Genomic DNA, 18,513 nt, shown 5'->3' with positions numbered 1-18,513 from the left:
TGAAGCGACCGCTAGGCCGACGCCGCCCGAGCCACCTGAGCGACCGCGCCCGCCGGACGCGCGGGAGCCGCGGCGCGGCGGAACTGCCGGGCGACCCGCTCCAGCACGTCGGCCCCGCTGAAGGGCTTGATGAGGACGTCGCGGGCGCCGAGACCCACCGCGCGCTGAATGTCCGCCGGCGCCAGCTTCTTGCCCATGACCAGCACCGGGAAGGCGATGCCCTCGCCGCGCGGATTGAGCGTGCGCAGCACCTCGAAGCCGTCCATTTCCGGCAGGTTGAGCTCCAGCAGCAGGGCGTGGGGCCGCATGGCCCTGATGGTCTCCAGCGCCACGGCGCCGGTCCGGGCCACGAAGGTGTGGCAACCGGCCAGGTCCAGCCGGATCTGCAACAGTTCCAGGACGGTTCGATCGCTGTCGCACACGACGATGCGGCGGTCCTTGAGATCGGGATTCATCGGCGATCGCCTTGGTTCTGGGGAACGGGGCCGGGTCTAGAAGAGGTCAAGATCTCCCGCCTCATCGCCGTCGTTGAGCCCCTTCTCCTCACCGCCCAGGGCGCTGAACATCCGGTCGGCCAAGGCCCCCAGGGTTATGTCCCCCAGGGCGTCCTGAACCGGCGCCATGAGGGTCTCGGGAATTTCGCCGCTGAGATTGCGGGCGAAGGTGGAAAGCGCGGTGAGCTGCTGGCCCAGAAGGTCGACGGTGTGCATCCCCTCCACCAGCTTCTCGCGGTGCTCCAGGGGCAGGATATGCATCAGCTCGCCCACCAGGGTGTCGAGCTTCATGCAGCGGGCGCCGGCCAGTTCGATCTCCCAGGCCAGGACGCCCACCATGCTGGACACGCCGGCCTCAAGGACCTCCACCGTCTGTGCCTGCGCACCCATAACATCGATCTCCGAATTTCGTTCGACGACCCTGCGGGGTCGTGACTAACAGAGGATGAATCGGCTCTCGCCTGCGACGTCCGTACGCAGCCTCAAAATGAGGTGTCCGCCTTGTGCTAGCGGGCGTAGCGGATCGACCAGGCCTCGGCGGAGTCCTCGGCCGGACCCGACGCATCGACATGGGTCCAGGCCACCTCGCCGATGTCGCGGTCGAGCTGCATCTGCAGCGTCGCCTGGGTGGCGTCCGAGGCGTCGTCGGTCCGGCCGTCGATGCGGGCGGCGAGGATGTCGGTGGGCGCTTCCAGCCAGACGCCGTGGAAGGTCACACCCATCTCGGCGGCCAGCGCCTCGGCGCGAGCCCGCAGCTCGGGCGCGATGAAGGTGGCGTCCAGGACCACCGCGCGGCCGGCCCCCAGCAAGGCGCGGGCGTCGGCGAACATCGTGTCGTAGACCTCCTGATAGAAGGCCGGCGAATAGACCGCGCTGGAGAGCCTGGCGTCCGGCGCCACCCCCAGCAGCCGCTTGCGGATTTCGTCGGTGCGCAGGACCACGGCGCCCGGCGAGGCGCCGAGGCCGGGCGCGATCAGGCGGGCGAAGGTGGACTTGCCGGTGCCTGAAAGGCCGCCGACGGCGGCCAGGCTGGGCGCCACCGGTGTCAGGTGGGCGATCGCGGCGTCGAGATAGGCGATCGCGCCGGCGTCATCGCCGCTATAGGCGCAGACATGGGCGCGGACGGCGGCGCGCACCGACAGCATCAGCGGCAGGGCGGCGAGGCCCTCGCGCAGCGCGTCGCCCCAGCCGCGGGCGGCCTGATCGAAATAGGCCGAGAGCGTGCGCACCGCGGCGTCGGAGCGCCGGCGGAATTGCAGGTCCATCAGCAGGAAGGCCAGGTCGTACTGGACGTCGATCTCCGACAGCACGTCGTTGAACTCAATGCAGTCGAAGAGGATGGGCTTGCCGCCCTCCAACAGGATGTTCCCCAGGTGCAGATCGCCGTGGCAGTGGCGGCCGAAGCCTGCGGCGCGGCGGGCGTCCAGCAGGGGCTCCAGGCGTTGGTATTCAGCCTCGGTGGCGGTCACCGCCTGCTCGACCCGGTCGGCGCCCAGGCGCGGGGCGAGGCCCCTCAGCAGCTGGGCGTTGGAGTCGATGGTGTATTTCAGCGCTTTGCCGCCACCGCCGTCGGGGCGCACCGACGCCTTGGCATGGAAGCCGGCCACCGTGCGGCCAAGGGCGTCGGCCAGCGCCCCGTCGACGGCCCAGGGCTGGGCGGCCAGGACCGCATGCTCGTCGAAACGGCGCATCTCCAGGGCGAACTCGACGGTCTCGCCGGCGCCGTCCAGCTCCAGGCCGCCGTCGGACGTCCGCGTCACCTTGCGCACCGCACGATAAATGTCCGAGGCCGCGGCGCGGTTGAAGCTCAGCTCGCGCTCCAGCGCCCAGTGGCGCAGGTCCAGGGTGGAGTAGTCGAGATAGCCCAACTCCACCCGGCGCTTGACCTTGAAGGCCTGGTCGCCGGCCAGATAGACCCGGGCGCAGGCCGTCTCGATCGCGCGGTCGGCCTTGGCCTCGAACCAGGCGGCGACCTCGGCTTCCTGCGGATCGGTCAAGGATAGAGCCGCTGGGTGGTCCAGCCGGAGCCCTGGCGGACGAAGACCAGGCGTTCGTGCAGGCGGAACGGCCGGTCGCGCCAGAACTCGATGACGTGGGGGGTGATGCGGAAGCCGCGCCAATGGGGCGGACGGGGCACCTTGCCCAGGCCGAACTTCAGGCCGTACTCAGCGATGCGTTTTTCCAGGGCCAGACGGTCGGGCAGGGCCTGCGATTGCTGGGAGGCCCAGCCGCCGATCTGAGCCGGCCTGGCGCGGGTGGCCCAATAGGCGTCGGCCTCGGCGTCGCTGACGTGGGAGACGGGCCCGCGCACCCGCACCTGGCGGCGTAGGGACTTCCAGTGGAACAGCAGGGCGGCCTGCGGATTGGTGGCGAGCTCCCGGCCCTTGGCGCTCTGCTCGTTGGAATAGAAGACGAAGCCACGCTCATCGGCGTCCTTCAGCAGCACCATGCGCACGTCGGGCAGGCCGTCGGCGTCGGCGGTGGCCAGCGCCATGGCGTTGGCGTCGTTCAGCTCCTTGCCCAGGGCCTCGGTCAGCCAGGCGTTGAAGAGGGAGATGGGATCCTCCTCCGACAACAGCGGAAGCGGCGCGGCCTCCGTGACGCTGCGGACGTAGTCGTCCTCGGTCGGCGAGGCGGGAATGAAGGGCTTGTCGCTCATGGCTCCGCATATAGCGCAGAGGCCGCCGATCCGTCAGGGGCTTAACCCCCCATTGACCGCGTCTTCCTAAGACTGTCGCCGATGGCTGGTGCGAACCCCACGACGATGAGCGCGAAACGGGCGCGCGAGGTGCTGGGCGCTGGCCCCCTCGCCGGCCCCGCCGAACTGCGCCGCGCCTTCCGCGAGGCCGCCAAGCGCGCCCACCCCGACCGCAAGGGCGGCGACGCCGAGCGCTTCCGCGAAGTGGTGGAGGCCTATCACATCCTGCAGACCGCCCCGGTCCCCCGCGACCGGATCAGCCAGCCGCCGGCCACGGTGGCCCGGCCGATGGCGGCATCCCCCACCCTGTCGGTCCCGCCGCTGATCGCCATGACCGGCGGCAAGGTGGAGCATCGTCTCTCGGACGGTCGCCGGGTGAAGATCGAGCTGCCCGCCGGGATGCGGGCCGGCGACACCGTCCGCGTGGGCGAGGCCGAGCTGGAGGTCGCCATCCGCGGCGACGGCGAGATGCTGGTGCGCGGCGACGACCTGTGGATCACCGTCAAGATCGAGCCGCGCCTGCTGGCCGAGGGCGGCCGCATCGGGGTGGAGACACCGCTGGGCCGCCGGGTGGTCTGGATCACCAAGAAAGCCTGCGACCGCGGCCTGATCCGCCTGGTGGGCCAGGGCCTGCCGAGCCGCGGTCGCCACCGTCAGGGTCACCTGTTCCTGCGGCTGTCGGCCGACGCCGCCACCGGGGACTCCGCCGCCCGCGCCCAGCTTCGGCGGTTCGCCGCGGCCTGGGCGGCCTAGCCATAAACGGCCCACACGGTTAGAAGCGCCGCCATGTCGCACAACAGCTTCGGCCATCTGTTCCGCGTGACCACCTGGGGCGAGAGCCATGGTCCGGCCCTGGGCTGCGTCGTCGACGGCTGCCCGCCCAACATCCAGCTGACCGCCGAAGAGGTCCAGGTCTGGCTCGACAAACGCCGGCCGGGCCAGGGCAAGTTCGTCACCCAACGCCAGGAGCCGGACGCGGTGAAGATCCTGTCCGGCGTGTTCGCCGACGAGCGCACCGACGGCCAGGTCACCACCGGCACGCCGATCTCGATGATCATCGAGAATGTCGACCAGCGCAGCCGCGACTATTCCGAGATCGCCCAGGCCTTCCGCCCCGGCCACGCCGACTACGCCTATTTCGCCAAGTACGGCGTGCGGGACTATCGCGGCGGCGGCCGGGCCTCGGCCCGCGAGACCGCCGCCCGGGTCGCCGCCGGCGCGGTGGCCCGCAAGATCCTGGAGGGCGTCACCATCCGCGGCGCGGTGGTGCAGATCGGGCCGCACGCCATCGACCGGTCGCGGTTCGACTGGGACCAGACCACCGAGAACCCGTTCTGGTGCCCCGACCCCGGGATGGTCAGCGTCTGGGAGGAGCACCTGGAAACCGTGCGCAAGTCGGGCTCGTCCACAGGCGCCATCGTCGAGGTGGAGGCCACCGGCGTGCCCGCCGGCTGGGGCGCGCCGATCTATGGCAAGCTCGACGCCGAACTGGCCGGCGCCCTGATGTCCATCAACGCCGCCAAGGGTGTCGAGGTCGGCGCGGGCTTCGCCTCGGCCGCCTTCTCCGGCGAAGAGAACGCCGACGAGATGCGCATGGGCAATGACGGCCCGATGTTCCTGTCCAACAGCTCCGGCGGCATCCTGGGCGGCATCTCCACGGGACAATCGGTGGTGGCGCGGGTGGCCTTCAAGCCGACCTCCTCCATCCTCTCCCTGCGCCAGTCCATCAACGAGGCCGGCGACGACATCGACCTGCGCACCAAGGGCCGCCACGACCCCTGCGTGGGCCTGCGCGCCGTACCGGTGGTGGAGGCGATGACCGCCTGCGTCCTGGCCGATGCCTTCCTGCGACACCGGGCCCAAACGGGTGGCGGTGCGCACTTACCCGGTAAAGTAGCGGACCGCTGACGCTTAGTTTGGCCGGGGCGCCAAGCTTGACGACACGGCGCTACGATCGATCTGATCCCAAAGCCTTATTGGCCGTTGACCGAACGCGTTCAACGCCGGTATCTGAGCGCCTTCCGCGCCGCCGCCCCTGATCTTTCCAGCCGGCGCAGCGTCCGTTTTCTCGGTTAGATTGTAGGGCGAACTCCAACTCCGTGCGGCTTGAAGTCCTCAAGATCCTGGTCGTCGACGACAACCACCACATGCGGGTGCTGTTGTCGGAGGTCCTGCGCGCGGTCGGCCTGCAGAACATCTACGAGGCCGGCGACGGGGCCGAGGCGCTGCAGCAGATGCGGGCCCATCCCATCGACATCGTCCTGACCGACCTGGCCATGGAGCCCCTGGACGGGATCGACTTCGTGCGGCTGCTGCGCAATTCCCCCGACAGCCCCAACCAGATGGCCCCGGTCATCATGATCACCGGCCACTCGACCATGCGCCGGATCAGCGAGGCCCGCGACGTGGGGGTCAATGAGTTCCTGGCCAAGCCGCTCACCGCGCGCGGCGTCCTGGACCGGCTGCAGAAGATCATCGACCATCCGCGCCCCTATATCCGCACCGACGACTATTTCGGCCCCGACCGCCGCCGCAAGGTGGACCCCAACTATGACGGTCCCCACCGCCGCGCGGCTGACGGCCCCAAGCCCCGGGCGCTGAAGCTCTAATTCGCCGCCGGACACGGCTCGCCATCATTTGGTAGCCATTGCGGGTTAACCCTGAGCGACCACCCGGGGACCCCAGCATGACCATCGCCCGCACCGCCGCGACCGCGGCCCTCCTCGCCGCGCTCGGGCTCTCCCAGGCCGGCTGCATCGCCATGGCCGCGGGCGCCGTGGTGGGCACCGCCGTGGGCGTCACCGCCGGCGCTGTGGGCATGACCGCCAAGGGCGTGGGCATGGCCGGCCGCGCCATCATCCCCGGCGACAGCCGCGACGACGAGGACGCCGAGCGCGACGACCGCCGAGGGCGCTAGCGAGAACGAACCTGAAGACGCCGGCGCGCGGGCCAGCCTGACGAGGGTCGATTAATGGTTGCGATGCTGGAACAATTCGCCCCGGAGATCTGGATCGCCAGCGGCCCGACCGTCACGGCGGCGGCGGGCTTCCACTACCCCACGCGCATGGCGGTGATCCGGCTGGCCGGCGGGGCGCTGTTTGTCTGGTCTCCGGTCGCCCTTTCAGACGCACTGGGCGCGGCGGTCGATGACCTGGGCGAGGTGCGATACCTCATCGCGCCCAACGCTCTGCACCACACCTTCCTGGCGGAATGGCGAAGGGCCTATCCCGCCGCCAAGCTCTACGGCGCTCCCGGCCTGCGCCGTCAGCGCAAGGACCTGAGCTTCGATGGCGAGCTCGGCGACGCCCCTTCCGGCGAATGGGCCGACGAGATCGATCAGGTGGTCTTCGGCGGCAACCTGATCACAACCGAGGTTGTGTTCTTCCATCGCGGCAGCCGCACGGTTCTGTTCACCGACCTGATCCAGCAGTTCAGTCCAGGTTGGTTCAGAGGTTGGCGCGCCCTGGTAGCCCGGCTGGACCTGATGACCAGCTCCGAGCCCGCGGTTCCCCGCAAGTTCCGCAACGCCTTCGTCAATCGCCGGCTGGCCCGCGCCGCCCGGCAGCGGATCCTGGCCTGGCCCGCGGAACGAGTGCTGATGGCCCACGCGCCGCCCGTCTCCTCCGACGGCCAGGCCTTCATCGGCCGGGCGTTCCGGTGGCTCCGGCCTTAGAGGTTCAGCGCGCAGCTCTCGCTGATGGTCGGCCGCGAGACCACGATGCGGCAGAGGCCCGGGAACGGGACCTTCAGGCGCTCGGCGAAATAGAGGCAGAGGTGTTCCAGGGTCGGGCGTTCGAGGCCGGGCTTCTCGTTGAGCAGACCGTGATCCAGTTCGGCGGCCACGGCGCGCAGGGCTGAGTCCAGGTCGGCCAGGTCGGCGACCCAGCCCACCGGCTCCTGCGGCTTGCCGCGCACGGTGGCCTCCACCTTGAACGAGTGGCCATGCAGCCTCGAATAGGGCCGGTGCTCCGGCCCGTCTTCAAAGTAGTGCGCCGCGTCGAAGGTCGCGGCCTTGGTGATCTCGAAAATCGGGGCGGTCATGAGCTGTCTTTGGCGTCGCCAAACGCTGGCGCGGCTTAGGGAATACCGAGGTATTTGTGGGTTTGGACGCTTAAACGCCACTGAGGGTGGGCGAGGCAATAGGCGATCGCCGCCTGGGTGTTTTCCACCCGCGCCGGACCATCCATCGGCTGCAGCAGGAACCGCTCGAAATCCCACGCTTCGAAGGCGGCCGGATCGACGCCCGCCTGCGGGAAGACCAGCTTCAGTTCCTGCCCCGTGCGCTGCACGACAGGGGCGTGGGCCTTGGGGCTGACGCAGATCCAGTCGACGCCGGCCGGCGCGGCCAGGGTGCCGTTGGTCTCCAGGGCGATGGTGAAGCCCCGCGCATGCAGGGCCTCGATCAGGGCGGGGTCGAGCTGCAGCAGCGGCTCGCCGCCGGTGCAGACCACGAGGCGGTTATCGGCGCCGCCTGTCCACTTGGCGGCCACGGCGTCGGCCAGGGCGTCCGGCGTGGGAAAGCGCCCGCCGCCCTCGCCGTCCATGCCCACGAAGTCGGTGTCGCAGAAGGTGCAGACCGCGGTGGCGCGGTCCTGCTCGCGGCCAGACCAGAGATTGCAGCCGGCGAACCGGCAGAAGACCGCGGGACGGCCGGCCTGCCCCCCCTCCCCCTGCAGGGTCAGGAAGATCTCCTTGACCGAATAGCTCACAGGGCCAGCTCCGGACGGCCGGCGGCGACCCATTCGTTCCAGCCCTTCACCCGCAGGTCGCAGGCCGGGCAGTCGCCGCAGCCATGGCCCCAGGCGTGCAGTTCGCCGCGCTCGCCGCGGTAGCAGGTGTGGCTGTCGGCGACGATCAGCTCCACCAGAGCCTCGCCGCCGAGGGTCTTCGACAGCGCCCAGGTCTCCGCCTTGGTCAGCTTCATCAGCGGGGTCTCGATGACGAAGTCCTGCGCCATGCCCATGTTCAGCGCGGTCTGCAGAGCGTCGAGGGTGTCACGGCGGCAGTCGGGGTAGCCCGAGAAGTCGGTCTCGCACATGCCACCCACCAGGAAGCGGGCTTTGCGGCGGTCGGCCAGGGCCGCGGCATAGGTCAGGAACACCAGGTTGCGGCCGGGCACGAAGGTGTTGGGCAGCCCCTTGTCGCTGATCTCGAAGGCCCGCTCAGTGGTCATGGCGGTCTCGCCGACGGCGCCGAAGCCGGTGAGGTCGAGGACATGATCCTCCCCCAGCTTGCCCGCCCACCGCGGGAAGCGCTGCGCGATCGCGGCGCGCACCACCTTGCGCTGGGCCATCTCCACCGCGTGACGCTGGCCGTAGTCGAAGCCCACCGTCTCGACGTGGTCGTGCCGATCCAGGGCCCAGGCCAGGCAGACGCTGGAGTCCTGGCCGCCGGAAAACAGCACGAGGGCGCGGGAAGTTTGGCTCATCGGGTCCATATGCGTCAGGCGTGTCCAAATCGGAAGACCGGCGCGACGCCGCGACGCGTTGCGCTGTGCTCTCCGGGCGACAGCCGGTTGGCCGCATTCGCCGTCCGGGCGATCAAAAACTCGCCCATCCCTTGCGAAATCAGGCGTTCATGCCGCTACGGAAGGCTCAAAGACCCTTGGTATTTGCGCCACATTACATTCAAAAAACGACTGAGTGAACAGCGTTCACATATCGCCATCCGTTGACAGACTCTAGATCGCGGCGTGACCGTGACGTCTGCTGGGACAGCCGCTGCGGGTTCCAGGCCAAGATCTTTGCGTGGCGAATGCTGACAGACCGGACCGGCGTAGAGAGTCCGGCTGTCATGGGAGGAAAATTGAATGTCCAAAACTCTGCACCTGCGGAGCCTGCTGGTCGTTGGCGCGAGCGCCGCGGCCCTGACCGCGATGAGCTCACCCGCCTACGCCCAAGGCAGTAACGTCATCGAGGAGCTCGTCGTCACCGCTCAGCGGCGCGAAGAGTCCCTCCAGGACGTTCCGGTCGCCGTGTCGGCCTTCTCCGAAGACAGCCTCCGGGTCCAGCGGATCGACGGCGGCCAGAACCTTCTCCAAGCCATCCCGAACGTGAACTTCTCGCGTTCCAACTTCGGGGGCTACAACCTCTCCATCCGCGGCATCGGCACCAAGGTCGTCGGCAGCGGCGAGGCCGGGGTCAGCTTCCACCAGAACAACACCCCGCAGAGCGCCAACCACCTGGCCGACGCCGAGTTCTATGACGTGGAACGCGTCGAAGTGCTGCGCGGCCCGCAAGGCACCCTCTACGGCCGCAACGCCACCGGCGGCGTGGTCAACGTGATCACCGTCAAGCCGATCGTCGGCGACGAGGGCATGAGCGGCTGGCTCAGCGGCGAGTACGGCAACTACAAGACCACCCGGGTGAAGGGCGCGATCAACATCCCGCTCAATGACATGATGGCCCTCCGCTGGGCCGCCTCCTACGTGAAGCGTGACGGCTACGGCGACAACACCTTCACCGGCAACGACATCGACGACCGCGACCTGACCTCGTCGCGTCTGCAGTTCCGCATCAAGCCGAACGACGTGCTGGACGTGAACGTCCTGTGGGAACACTTCAACGAGAAGGACTCCCGTTCGCGGATCGGCAAGCAGCTCTGCATCGCCGACCCGGGTCCGGCCACCATCGGCGGCGTGGCCACCGGCGCCAACCGCAACTTCTTCAGCCAGGGCTGTCTGCCAGGCTCGCGCTACCAGAACTCCGCCTTCGGCGCCGTCAACTCGGTCGCCACCCTGGGCGGTCTGCTGGCCCAGCTGGGCGGCCTGTCGAACGGCGACCTGAACGCCGGCAAGATGCAGGACCACAACCTGCTGAACATCGAGTCGGTCACCGACCCGATCTACCAAGCCCAGCAGGACTTCTTCCAGATCGACGCGCAGATCAACATCAGCGACACGCTGACCTTGGCCTCGCTGACCGGCCTGAACTACAACGAAGGCTACTCCTACCAGGACTACAACCGCATCGTCGGCCCGGGCGTGTTCACCCCTGTCGGCGCCATGGCGATCGTGGCCCCCGGCGGCTTCGTGACCGACCCGCAGGTCGGCCGCGGCAACAAGCTGCGCTCCTTCGACCTCGGCCGCACCGACAGCAAGGAATTCAGCCAGGAACTGCGGCTGTTCTCCAACAGCGACGGCCCCTGGAACTTCAGCGTCGGCGGCCTCTACACCAAGGGCCAGAGCGTCACCGACTACTACGTGTTCTCCAACTCGCTGACCGCGTTCGCGCAGCTCAACGACCTGGGCGGGATTCCCAACGTCTTCCCGTTCTACGTCGACCCCAACTTCCCGCCGTCCGATAACGAAGGCCGCAACTACTACGACTCCCGCGGCAACGGCACGACCACCTCCAAGGCGGTGTTCGGTGAAGTTTACTGGGATGTCGCCGACACCCTGAAGCTGACGGCCGGCCTGCGTTACACCGACGACCACAAGGTGCTGAAATCCACCCCGATCACCCTGCTGGCCGGTCCGACCCGGATCGCTCCGCCTCCGGGCTCGGGCGTCATCCCGAACCCGAACTTCCAGGGCGGACGCGGTGCGGCGCCTCCGGTTCTCGTCGACTATCAGAACGCCGCCACCACCGGCCGCCTGAACCTGCAGTGGACGCCGGAGCTGAGCTTCACCGAGGCCTCGACCTTCTACGCCACCTATGCGCGGGGCTATAAGGCGGGCGGCTTCAACACCCCCTGCGACGTGCAGACCCCGGGCTGCTCCGCCACCACCAGTTCGTTCACGCCGGAAGACCTGGACGCGTTCGAAATCGGCACCAAGAACAGCCTGCTGGGTGGCAGCCTGATCCTCAATGCGACGGCGTTCTACTACAACTACAAGGGCTATCAGATCTCCAAGATCGTGAATAAGTCCTCGCAGAACGAGAATGTCGACGCGAAGATCAAGGGCGTCGAGATCGAGAGCATCTGGGAGCCGATCCGCAACCTGCGCTTCAACCTGCAGTACGGCTGGCTCGACACCGAGATCCAGAACGGCGCCTCCATCGACACCATGAACCGCACCCAGGGCAATCCGAACCTGGTGGTGGTGAAGGCCACCGACGGCTCCAACTGCGTCGCCACCACCGCCGGCGTCGCCACCCTGCTGACCATCGCCCCGTCCGCCGTCCTGGGCATCTGCTCGGGCCTGCCGCCGGCGGTCGCCGGACTGACCGGAATCTACAACTACCCGGCGGGCGTCCAGACCGCTCCGGCCTTCGTGAACAACGCCCCGGCGGTGAACACGGTGGCCAATATCGGTCAGGGCATCCCGGTCCAGTTGACCGGCAAGGAACTGCCGAACTCGCCGAAATGGACCTTTGGTTTCGGCGCCCAGTACAAGTGGGAACTTTCCGACGCCATGACGCTGACCGCCCGTGCTGACTACTATCGTCAGGACGACAGCTACGCCCGGATCTTCAACACCACCACCGACGCGCTGGAAGGCTATCAGAACGTAAACGCGACGATCACCCTGAGCGCCGCGGACTCCGGCCTGGACATCCAGATCTACGGCAAGAACCTGACCGACGAACAGCCGATCACCGACCTGTATCTGACCGACGACTCTTCGGGCCTGTTCACCAACACCTTCAGCCTGGAGCCGCGCCAGTATGGCGTGACCGTCACCAAGAAGTTCTAAGCCTCCCCACTCGGGAGCACCTCTTCAGGGCGGCGGGGAAACCCGCCGCCCTTTTTCTTGGCCGCAGTGCGGAAACCCGCCGCCGCGCCCGAAATCCAACCCGATTTCGGGGTGCGGTATGACGCTACGTCATGCCTAGCTTGCGGAATGCTCAAGCTTTCCCGTGAATTAACAGCTTCACCAAAGAACACGGGTCAGTTTTGTACCAGCCGTTTGAAACTGCGGTACTTCGGCCACAGCGGCGCGAAAGCGTGACCTAAAGCCGTTCGCTTTCGGCGCCGTACATTGACGCCGCCCAGCGCCCGACCCAGGTAACGCGCGCTTCGGCGCCTCCCCGCGCCCAGGCTTCATCAGATTCGTACATGCAGGCGGACGCGGGCGAAGCCCCGCCGCCCGGGAGGATACATGTCTTCAATCAACCGTTTTCGGCTGCGCACCGCTCTGGCGCTCGGGGTTTCGTCCCTGACCCTGGCGGCGATCGCCGCCCCCGCCCTCGCTCAGGACGCCAACGACTTCACCATCGATGAGCTGGTGATCACCGCCGAGAAGCGCGAGCAAGCCCTGCAGGACGTTCCGGTCGCCGTGTCGGCCTACACCTCCAACCAGCGCGACGTCATCGGGATGAACAACATCCAGGACTTCGTGAACTTCACGCCGGGCATGAACTATTCCGGCACCGACCGGGTGTCGCTGCGCGGCGCCGGCCGTAACACCTTCTATGTCGGCAACGACCCGGGCGTGGCCGCCTACACCGACGGCTTCTATTCCGCCTCGTCGTCGGAGCTGTTCAAGTCGCCGCTGTTCGTCGAGCGTACCGAGATCCTGCGCGGTCCCCAGGGCACCCTCTATGGCCGCAACGCCATGGGCGGCGCCATCAACACCATCTCCAAGCGCCCGGCCGACGAGTTCGGCGGCGAAGTCCGCGTCGCGGTGGGCAGCTACGAGCGCACCAAGCTGGAAGGCCAGGTCTCCATCCCGGTGGCCGAGAACCTGCGCTTCTCCATCGGCGGCAGCCAGGATTGGCAGCGCGACGGCTTCATCAAGAACATCGGCCCGGCCAACGACGGCGGGACCATCAAGCGCACCTATTTCGAAATCCAGGCCGAGGCCGAGCTGGGCGACAACACCAAGACCTGGCTGCGCTATTCGCGTTCGAACTGGGATGACACCACCGGCGTTGGCGATCGCCTGTCCAACCTGGTGACCCCCTACGACACCACCCGCGTCTTCCAGCCGATCGGCGGCCTGCTGCCCAATCCGGCCTTCGGCTACGGCGTCGCCAACCCGGGCGTGACCGATCCCTACAAGCAGAACACCAACCGCGACGGCTACGGCTATCTGCGCGGCAACCACGTGCTCACCGCCCAGGTGACCTATGACCTGGGATGGGCCGACCTGAAGTACATCGGCGGTTTCCAGCAGTACAACTACCAGACCGGCGGCGACTATGACGGCACCAGCCGGACCGGCCTGATCGCCATCCCCGGCATGGCGGTTGGTTTCTCGCCGGACCTGACCACCGACTTCAACGAGCACAAGCGCTACTTCTCGAACGAGGTGAACCTCACCTCCAACAGCGATGGCCCGCTCTCCTGGATCCTCGGCCTCTATCAGTACCACGAGGAATACAAGCAGCGGATCCAGCTCGGCTCACCGGGTCAGGTCGAACTGGCCCAGCCGCTGACCCTGACCGGGGCCCTCGCCGCGCCGAACCCGCTGCGCAACTTCGCTGACCAGCAGGCCAGCCTGGAGTCCAAGGCCTGGGCCGTGTTCGGCCAGTCGACCTACAAGTTCAACGACGCCTGGGCGATCACCGGCGGCCTGCGCTACACGGTCGACGACAAGGACGGCTTCGAAACCCAGCGTCTGATCATCCAGTCGCCCTCGATCGCCTTTGGCGCGCGCGCCTTCGACGTCTCCAGCGACATGGACCCGCTGACCCCCGGCGTGCAGAACTTCCGAAACCTGTCCGACAGCTGGAGCGCCGTCACCGGCACCCTGAACCTGGACTGGACGCCGGACCAGGACACCCTGGCCTACGCCAAGTACAGCCGCGGCTACAAGTCGGGCGGCTTCCTGCTGGGCACGCTCGCCCCGCAGCCGAAGGCCGACGAAGAGTCCGTCAACGCCTACGAGATCGGCCTGAAGAAGACCTTCAACGGCCGCTTCATCCTGAACTCGTCGATCTTCTACAACGACTTCAAGGACCTGCAGCTCAACCTGTCACAGCTGAACGCGACCGGCACCGCCGCGGCCTCGAACTTCGTGAACGTCGACGCCAAGGCCTGGGGCGTCGAGCTGGAGGCCCAATGGCGTCCGATCGAGCCGCTGCAGATGATGGCGTCCTACGGTTATCTCAACACCGAGATCACCCGCGGCTGCTGCTTCTATGACCCGGCCGATCCCTCCGCCCTTCTCCCGGGCGCCCAGCCCCGGGGCGGCACGGCCACCACCAACGGCGTCCTGCTGGTCTTCCAGGACCTGAAGGGTTCGCAGCTCTTCCAGTCGCCGGAGAACAAGTTCGCCTTCAACGCCAACTACACCTTCGACTTCGCGCCGGGCTCGCTGATCCTGTCGGGCACCTACACCTGGACGGACTCGACGATCTACCAGCCCTTCAACGACCCCGCCTTCGAAGTTCCGGCCTACGGCACCGGCGACCTGCGGGCGCTGTGGAAGGACGCCGACGATAAGTACACGCTCATCGCCTCGGTGAAGAACGTGACCGACGAAGAAGGCTTCACCTCCACGGGCTCAACCAACCCGACGGCGGTGTTCGGCAGCCCGAACCCGGGCCTGGTCGTGGGCGGCACGCCGTACCTGCGCCAGACCGGCGTCTCGATCTCGCGCGGCCTGATTCAGCCGCGCACCTACAGCCTGGAACTGCAGTACAAGTTCTAAGGCCCGTGGCGCCCGGCTCCCCGGAGCCGGGTTTCTGCAAGAATTTCAAGGGCGGCGGAGCAATCCGCCGCCCTTTTTCTGCGCGCCCGCCAGGAATTTCCGACACCTGCGACCGATCGCTGCGCCTATCGCGCTGGACTTGGGACTTTAACGTCTCCGCAAGTGGTTAAGCGCATTCTGGGGATAGTTCCCCACGCGCCGGCTGTTCATGTCTCTGCCAGACTTCTTCTTCGAACGGGTCACCAGCGAAATCCATCAGCAGATGGAGGGCGTGCTGGCCCTTGCCGATCGCCTGGCGCGCCATCCCCTGGGGGCCGACGCCCAGGCCTGTGTGGCCGGCGTGAGCGAGGCCGCCGCCTGCGTGCGCCAGATTCTGGCCTCCACCGCCGATCTGAAGGACGCCGCCACGCGCGGCATGGCCTTCGAACCCGCGCCCAAGCGGCTGCGGGACCTGGCCGACGAAATCGAGGCCCGCTGGGGCGCCAAGGCGTCCAAGTCCGGCGTCACCCTGCTGGTCTCCTATGACGGCGCGCCCGAGATGACGGCGCTGATCGATCCGAGCCGCGTCATCCAGGCCTTCGACGGCTTCATCGCCCAGGCCCTGGCCGGCGTCCGACACGGTGCGGTGGAGGCCACCCTTCGCGCCCACCCGTCCGGCGACATGGTGCGGCTGGAAGGCCGCGTGCGCGGCGGCGGCGAACGCAACATCGGCGACGCCCTGGATATCCAGGAGATCGAGGCCCTGTTCGGCCTGGAGACCGCCCTGTCGGTGGCGGTGGGCCGCCAGATCATCAGCGCCCTGGGCGGCCAGGTCCACACCGAGGACAACGCCGGGGCTGGCGAGACCCTGGTGTTTGAGTTCACCGCGCCCCACGCCGTGGAAAGCATCGGCGAGGAGGAAGCCAAAAATCTCCACGCCCCGCAGCGCGCCGCCCATATCCTGGTGGTGGACGACAACGCCACCAACCGCATGGTGGCCCAGACTCTGTGCGAGATGTTCGACTGCACCTCGGAGTCCGCCGTCGACGGCGTGGAGGCCCTGGAGGCCGCCCGTACCGGACGCTTCGACCTGATCCTGATGGACATTAAGATGCCCCGGATGGACGGGGTGACCGCCACCCACGCCATCCGCGCCCTGGCCGGCGATGCGGGCCTGGTGCCGATCATCGCGCTCACCGCCAACGCCGACCCCGAGGACGCCGCGGGCTATCTCGCCGCCGGCATGAACGGCGTGGTGGAAAAACCCATGAAGCCCGAGCACCTGCTGAAAGCCCTGCAGGACAACCTCGGCGGCGGCAAAGAGTCGGTGGCGGCCTGATCCGAGGCGCTTCTGGCTGTAAGGGCGGCCTCCTTGAAATCCTTGCGCCCGCCGGCTGGCGAACACTGGCGGCGCGGTCGAGCTTCGAGGATACTTGCCAAAAGCTGGGGACGAGACACCATGCCATCCTTCTACGATCGCAAGATCCTGCCGCGCCTGCTGGCCTGCGCCTGTTCCTCGCCGCCGATGATGAAGCAGCGGACCAAGGTCGTGCCCCACGCCACCGGGCGGGTGCTGGAGCTGGGGATCGGCATGGGGCTGAACCTGGCCTTCTACAATCCGGCGGCGGTGAAGGTGGTGGTGGGGGTCGATCCCTCCCCGGAGTTGCGGGCGCTCGCCGAGGCCGCGCCCCGGTCGCACGGCCTGGCCGTGGAGGTGGTGGACGGGACCGCCGAGGCCCTGCCCTTCGAGACCGGCAGCTTCGACACCGTGGTCTGCACCTTCACCCTCTGCTCGGTCCACACGCCCACCGCGGCCCTGGCGGAGGCGCGGCGGGTGCTGAAGCCTGGCGGCAGCTTCCTGTTCTGCGAGCATGGCCTGGCCCCCGACGCTGAAGTCGCCAGGTGGCAGAGGTTCTGGGATCCGCTGTGGAGCGCGATGGCCGGCGGATGCCACATCATCCGCCCGGTGGCCGCCACCCTGCCCGCCGCCGGCCTCAGGATCGACTGGCTCGACACCATGTATGTCCCGGGCACGCCCCGCATCGCCGGCTGGAACGAGTGGGGCCGAGCGGTCGCCGCCTGACGCCTTTAGGCTTGCGCCGCTCCGGCCAGATCGCGCTAGGGTAGAACCCTGAGTGACGCGTACCGGCGTCGGCCTGGAGAGGCGAAGATGGCGGCGCCGAGCATTTCCGAGATCACCACCGTCCTGCTGTACGACGAGGGCAACGCCTGGAGCGGCAGCCAGGTCACCTTCAGCTTCCCAAAGGCCGGCAGCACGTGGCCGACCTATGCGGCCGATGATGAGCAGGCCAACGCCGACTACGGAACCGTGACCGACCCCCAGGCCGCGGCCATCCGGCTGGCCCTGCAGGCCTGGGACGCGATCATCGCCCCCAGCCTGGTGGAAACCGACGACCTGACCAATACGGGTCAGATCCGCATCGCCTTCACCGACGTCAACGACACCACCGGGAATGAGGAGACCACGGCCCTCGCCTACCGCCCGCCGCAACCGGGATTCGCCCAGGCCGCCTGGCAGGGCGATGTCTGGCTGGACGAGACGCTGAAGACCTCGAACTTCGCCCCCAGCTCCGAGGGCTATGAGGCCGTCCTGCACGAACTGGGACATGCCCTGGGCCTGCAGCACCCCTTCGGCCCCGGCGCCACCTTGCCGGCCGGCTACGACAACATCCGCTACACAGTGATGTCCTACGACCTCCCACCGGGCGGCTATTACGTCACCGTCGAGCCGGTGGATGGCGTCAACCGCCTGGTGGGGCGGCCCGTGGGGGCCTCCACGCCCATGGTCTTCGACATCGTCGCCCTGCAGGCCCGCTACGGCGCGGATCCGACGACTGCGGCCGGCGCCACCACCTATACCTGGTCCCAGGCGACCCCGATCCTGCAGGCGGTCTATGACGCCGGCGGGACCGACACCTTCGACCTGTCGAGCCACACCCGCTCGTCGAGCGTCGATCTGACGCCGGGCGCCTATTCGTCGATCGCCTACTATTCGGCCCAGGCTCAGGCCGACTATTGGACCAGCCTCTACCCAGGCGGCGCTGCGCCCATCGCGGAGTTCGTGATCGATCCCCAGACCTACACCTGGTCCAACAACCTGGGCATCGCCTACGGCACGGTGATCGAAAACGTCCTGGGCGGCTCGGCGACGGACACCATCCTGGGGAACGACGCCGGCAACTATCTGAGCGGCGGCGGCGGGAACGACTTCCTGCGCGGCTTCCTCGGGGACGACAGCATCGTCGGCGGCTCAGGCTTCGACGACACCCACGGCAACCAGGGCAATGACACCGTGCGCGGCGGCGACGGGCCCGACTGGGTGGTGGGCGGCCAGGGCAATGACATGCTGTTCGGCGACGCCGGCGACGACGTGGTCTACGGCAACCTCGGGGCCGACACCCAGGAGGGCGGCGACGGCGTCGACTGGGTGCGCGGCGGTCAGGCCGACGACAGCCTGTCGGGCGGGGCCGGCGACGACTGGATGTCCGGCGACCTCGGCGACGACACCCTCAGCGGCGGCTTGGGCGCCGACATCTTCCGCACCTGGGGCGGGACGGGTATCGACCGGATCACCGACTTCAGCCGCGCTCAGGGCGACCGGGTTCAGCTCGACCTGGGTACGGCCGCCACGGCCAGCCAGGTCGGCGCCGACACGGTCATCGACATGGCGGGCGGCGGCAAGATGATCCTGGTGGGGGTTTCCATAACCAGCCTCGACAGCGCCTGGATCTTCGCCGCCTGATGAGCGTCTGGGAGACCGCGCGCCTGATCCTGCGGCCGCG

17 protein-coding genes are annotated in these 18,513 nt (G+C 68.0%); 10 read left to right on the top strand and 7 right to left on the bottom strand.

What is annotated here, in order from left to right; translation table 11 throughout:
* Positions 1–11: 11 nt before the first annotated feature.
* The 4 genes from Q7J39_RS13320 to pdxH form a co-directional block, all read right to left on the bottom strand.
* Complete coding sequence (locus Q7J39_RS13320; RefSeq protein WP_304825736.1) at positions 12–455, bottom strand: response regulator transcription factor; 444 nt, start codon at positions 453–455, stop codon at positions 12–14.
* 36 nt (positions 456–491) lie between these two features.
* Positions 492–884, bottom strand: a complete 393-nt coding sequence (locus Q7J39_RS13315) for a hypothetical protein (RefSeq protein ID WP_304825734.1) — start codon at positions 882–884, stop codon at positions 492–494.
* Between the two features lie 116 nt (positions 885–1,000).
* Positions 1,001–2,491 carry a bifunctional aminoglycoside phosphotransferase/ATP-binding protein gene (locus tag Q7J39_RS13310; RefSeq protein WP_304825731.1) on the bottom strand — a complete coding sequence of 497 codons (1,491 nt, stop codon included), beginning with the start codon at positions 2,489–2,491 and terminating at the stop codon, positions 1,001–1,003.
* On the bottom strand, positions 2,488–3,153 hold the full coding sequence (pdxH, locus tag Q7J39_RS13305) for a pyridoxamine 5'-phosphate oxidase (RefSeq protein WP_304825728.1): 666 nt from the start codon (positions 3,151–3,153) through the stop codon (positions 2,488–2,490). The genes Q7J39_RS13310 and pdxH overlap by 4 nt, the downstream gene beginning before the upstream one ends.
* Positions 3,154–3,258: 105 nt before the next feature.
* On the opposite strand from pdxH, the gene Q7J39_RS13300 reads away from it, so the two are divergent.
* From Q7J39_RS13300 to Q7J39_RS13280, 5 genes are all read left to right on the top strand, one after another.
* Positions 3,259–3,945, top strand: a complete 687-nt coding sequence (locus Q7J39_RS13300; RefSeq protein ID WP_304825725.1) for a DnaJ domain-containing protein — start codon at positions 3,259–3,261, stop codon at positions 3,943–3,945.
* Between the two features lie 33 nt (positions 3,946–3,978).
* Positions 3,979–5,100: a chorismate synthase gene (gene aroC / locus Q7J39_RS13295; RefSeq protein ID WP_304825722.1), complete on the top strand. Its 1,122-nt coding sequence runs from the start codon at positions 3,979–3,981 to the stop codon at positions 5,098–5,100.
* 191 nt (positions 5,101–5,291) lie between these two features.
* Positions 5,292–5,801, top strand: coding sequence for a response regulator (locus Q7J39_RS13290; protein ID WP_304825720.1), 510 nt, complete (start codon positions 5,292–5,294; stop codon positions 5,799–5,801).
* Positions 5,802–5,878: 77 nt separating this feature from the next.
* Positions 5,879–6,109 carry a hypothetical protein gene (locus Q7J39_RS13285; RefSeq protein ID WP_304825717.1) on the top strand — a complete coding sequence of 77 codons (231 nt, stop codon included), beginning with the start codon at positions 5,879–5,881 and terminating at the stop codon, positions 6,107–6,109.
* 54 nt (positions 6,110–6,163) lie between these two features.
* Positions 6,164–6,865 carry a DUF4336 domain-containing protein gene (locus tag Q7J39_RS13280; RefSeq protein ID WP_304825714.1) on the top strand — a complete coding sequence of 234 codons (702 nt, stop codon included), beginning with the start codon at positions 6,164–6,166 and terminating at the stop codon, positions 6,863–6,865.
* Here the strand turns inward: Q7J39_RS13280 and Q7J39_RS13275 are convergent.
* From Q7J39_RS13275 to queC, 3 genes are read right to left on the bottom strand one after another with little or no spacing between them, the layout of a single operon-like run.
* Positions 6,862–7,233 (bottom strand): 6-carboxytetrahydropterin synthase, encoded by a 372-nt coding sequence (locus tag Q7J39_RS13275; protein WP_304825711.1) that lies wholly within the window; start codon positions 7,231–7,233, stop codon positions 6,862–6,864. The genes Q7J39_RS13280 and Q7J39_RS13275 overlap by 4 nt on opposite strands.
* Before the next feature lie 35 nt (positions 7,234–7,268).
* Complete coding sequence (queE, locus tag Q7J39_RS13270; RefSeq protein ID WP_304825708.1) at positions 7,269–7,901, bottom strand: 7-carboxy-7-deazaguanine synthase; 633 nt, start codon at positions 7,899–7,901, stop codon at positions 7,269–7,271.
* On the bottom strand, positions 7,898–8,620 hold the full coding sequence (gene queC / locus Q7J39_RS13265) for a 7-cyano-7-deazaguanine synthase QueC (RefSeq protein ID WP_370690064.1): 723 nt from the start codon (positions 8,618–8,620) through the stop codon (positions 7,898–7,900). Before queC ends, queE begins: the two co-directional genes overlap by 4 nt.
* A gap of 381 nt (positions 8,621–9,001) precedes the next feature.
* Here queC and Q7J39_RS13260 point away from each other — a divergent pair, with 381 nt between their 5' ends.
* The 5 genes from Q7J39_RS13260 to Q7J39_RS13240 all read left to right on the top strand — a co-directional run bounded on the left by Q7J39_RS13260 (position 9,002) and on the right by Q7J39_RS13240 (position 18,473).
* Positions 9,002–11,830: a TonB-dependent receptor gene (locus Q7J39_RS13260; protein WP_304825701.1), complete on the top strand. Its 2,829-nt coding sequence runs from the start codon at positions 9,002–9,004 to the stop codon at positions 11,828–11,830.
* A gap of 405 nt (positions 11,831–12,235) precedes the next feature.
* Positions 12,236–14,731 (top strand): TonB-dependent receptor, encoded by a 2,496-nt coding sequence (locus Q7J39_RS13255; RefSeq protein WP_304825698.1) that lies wholly within the window; start codon positions 12,236–12,238, stop codon positions 14,729–14,731.
* Between the two features lie 208 nt (positions 14,732–14,939).
* Positions 14,940–16,049: a response regulator gene (locus Q7J39_RS13250; protein WP_304825695.1), complete on the top strand. Its 1,110-nt coding sequence runs from the start codon at positions 14,940–14,942 to the stop codon at positions 16,047–16,049.
* Between the two features lie 120 nt (positions 16,050–16,169).
* Positions 16,170–16,793, top strand: coding sequence for a class I SAM-dependent methyltransferase (locus tag Q7J39_RS13245; RefSeq protein WP_304825692.1), 624 nt, complete (start codon positions 16,170–16,172; stop codon positions 16,791–16,793).
* Between the two features lie 87 nt (positions 16,794–16,880).
* A complete protein-coding gene (locus Q7J39_RS13240) occupies positions 16,881–18,473 on the top strand; it encodes a M10 family metallopeptidase (protein WP_304825689.1) in 1,593 nt (530 codons plus the stop codon).
* Positions 18,474–18,513: the final 40 nt, after the last annotated feature.

Source organism: Phenylobacterium sp. (assembly GCF_030651185.1).
Taxonomy (GTDB): domain Bacteria; phylum Pseudomonadota; class Alphaproteobacteria; order Caulobacterales; family Caulobacteraceae; genus Phenylobacterium.
This window is presented reverse-complemented; position numbering and strand designations above follow the sequence as displayed.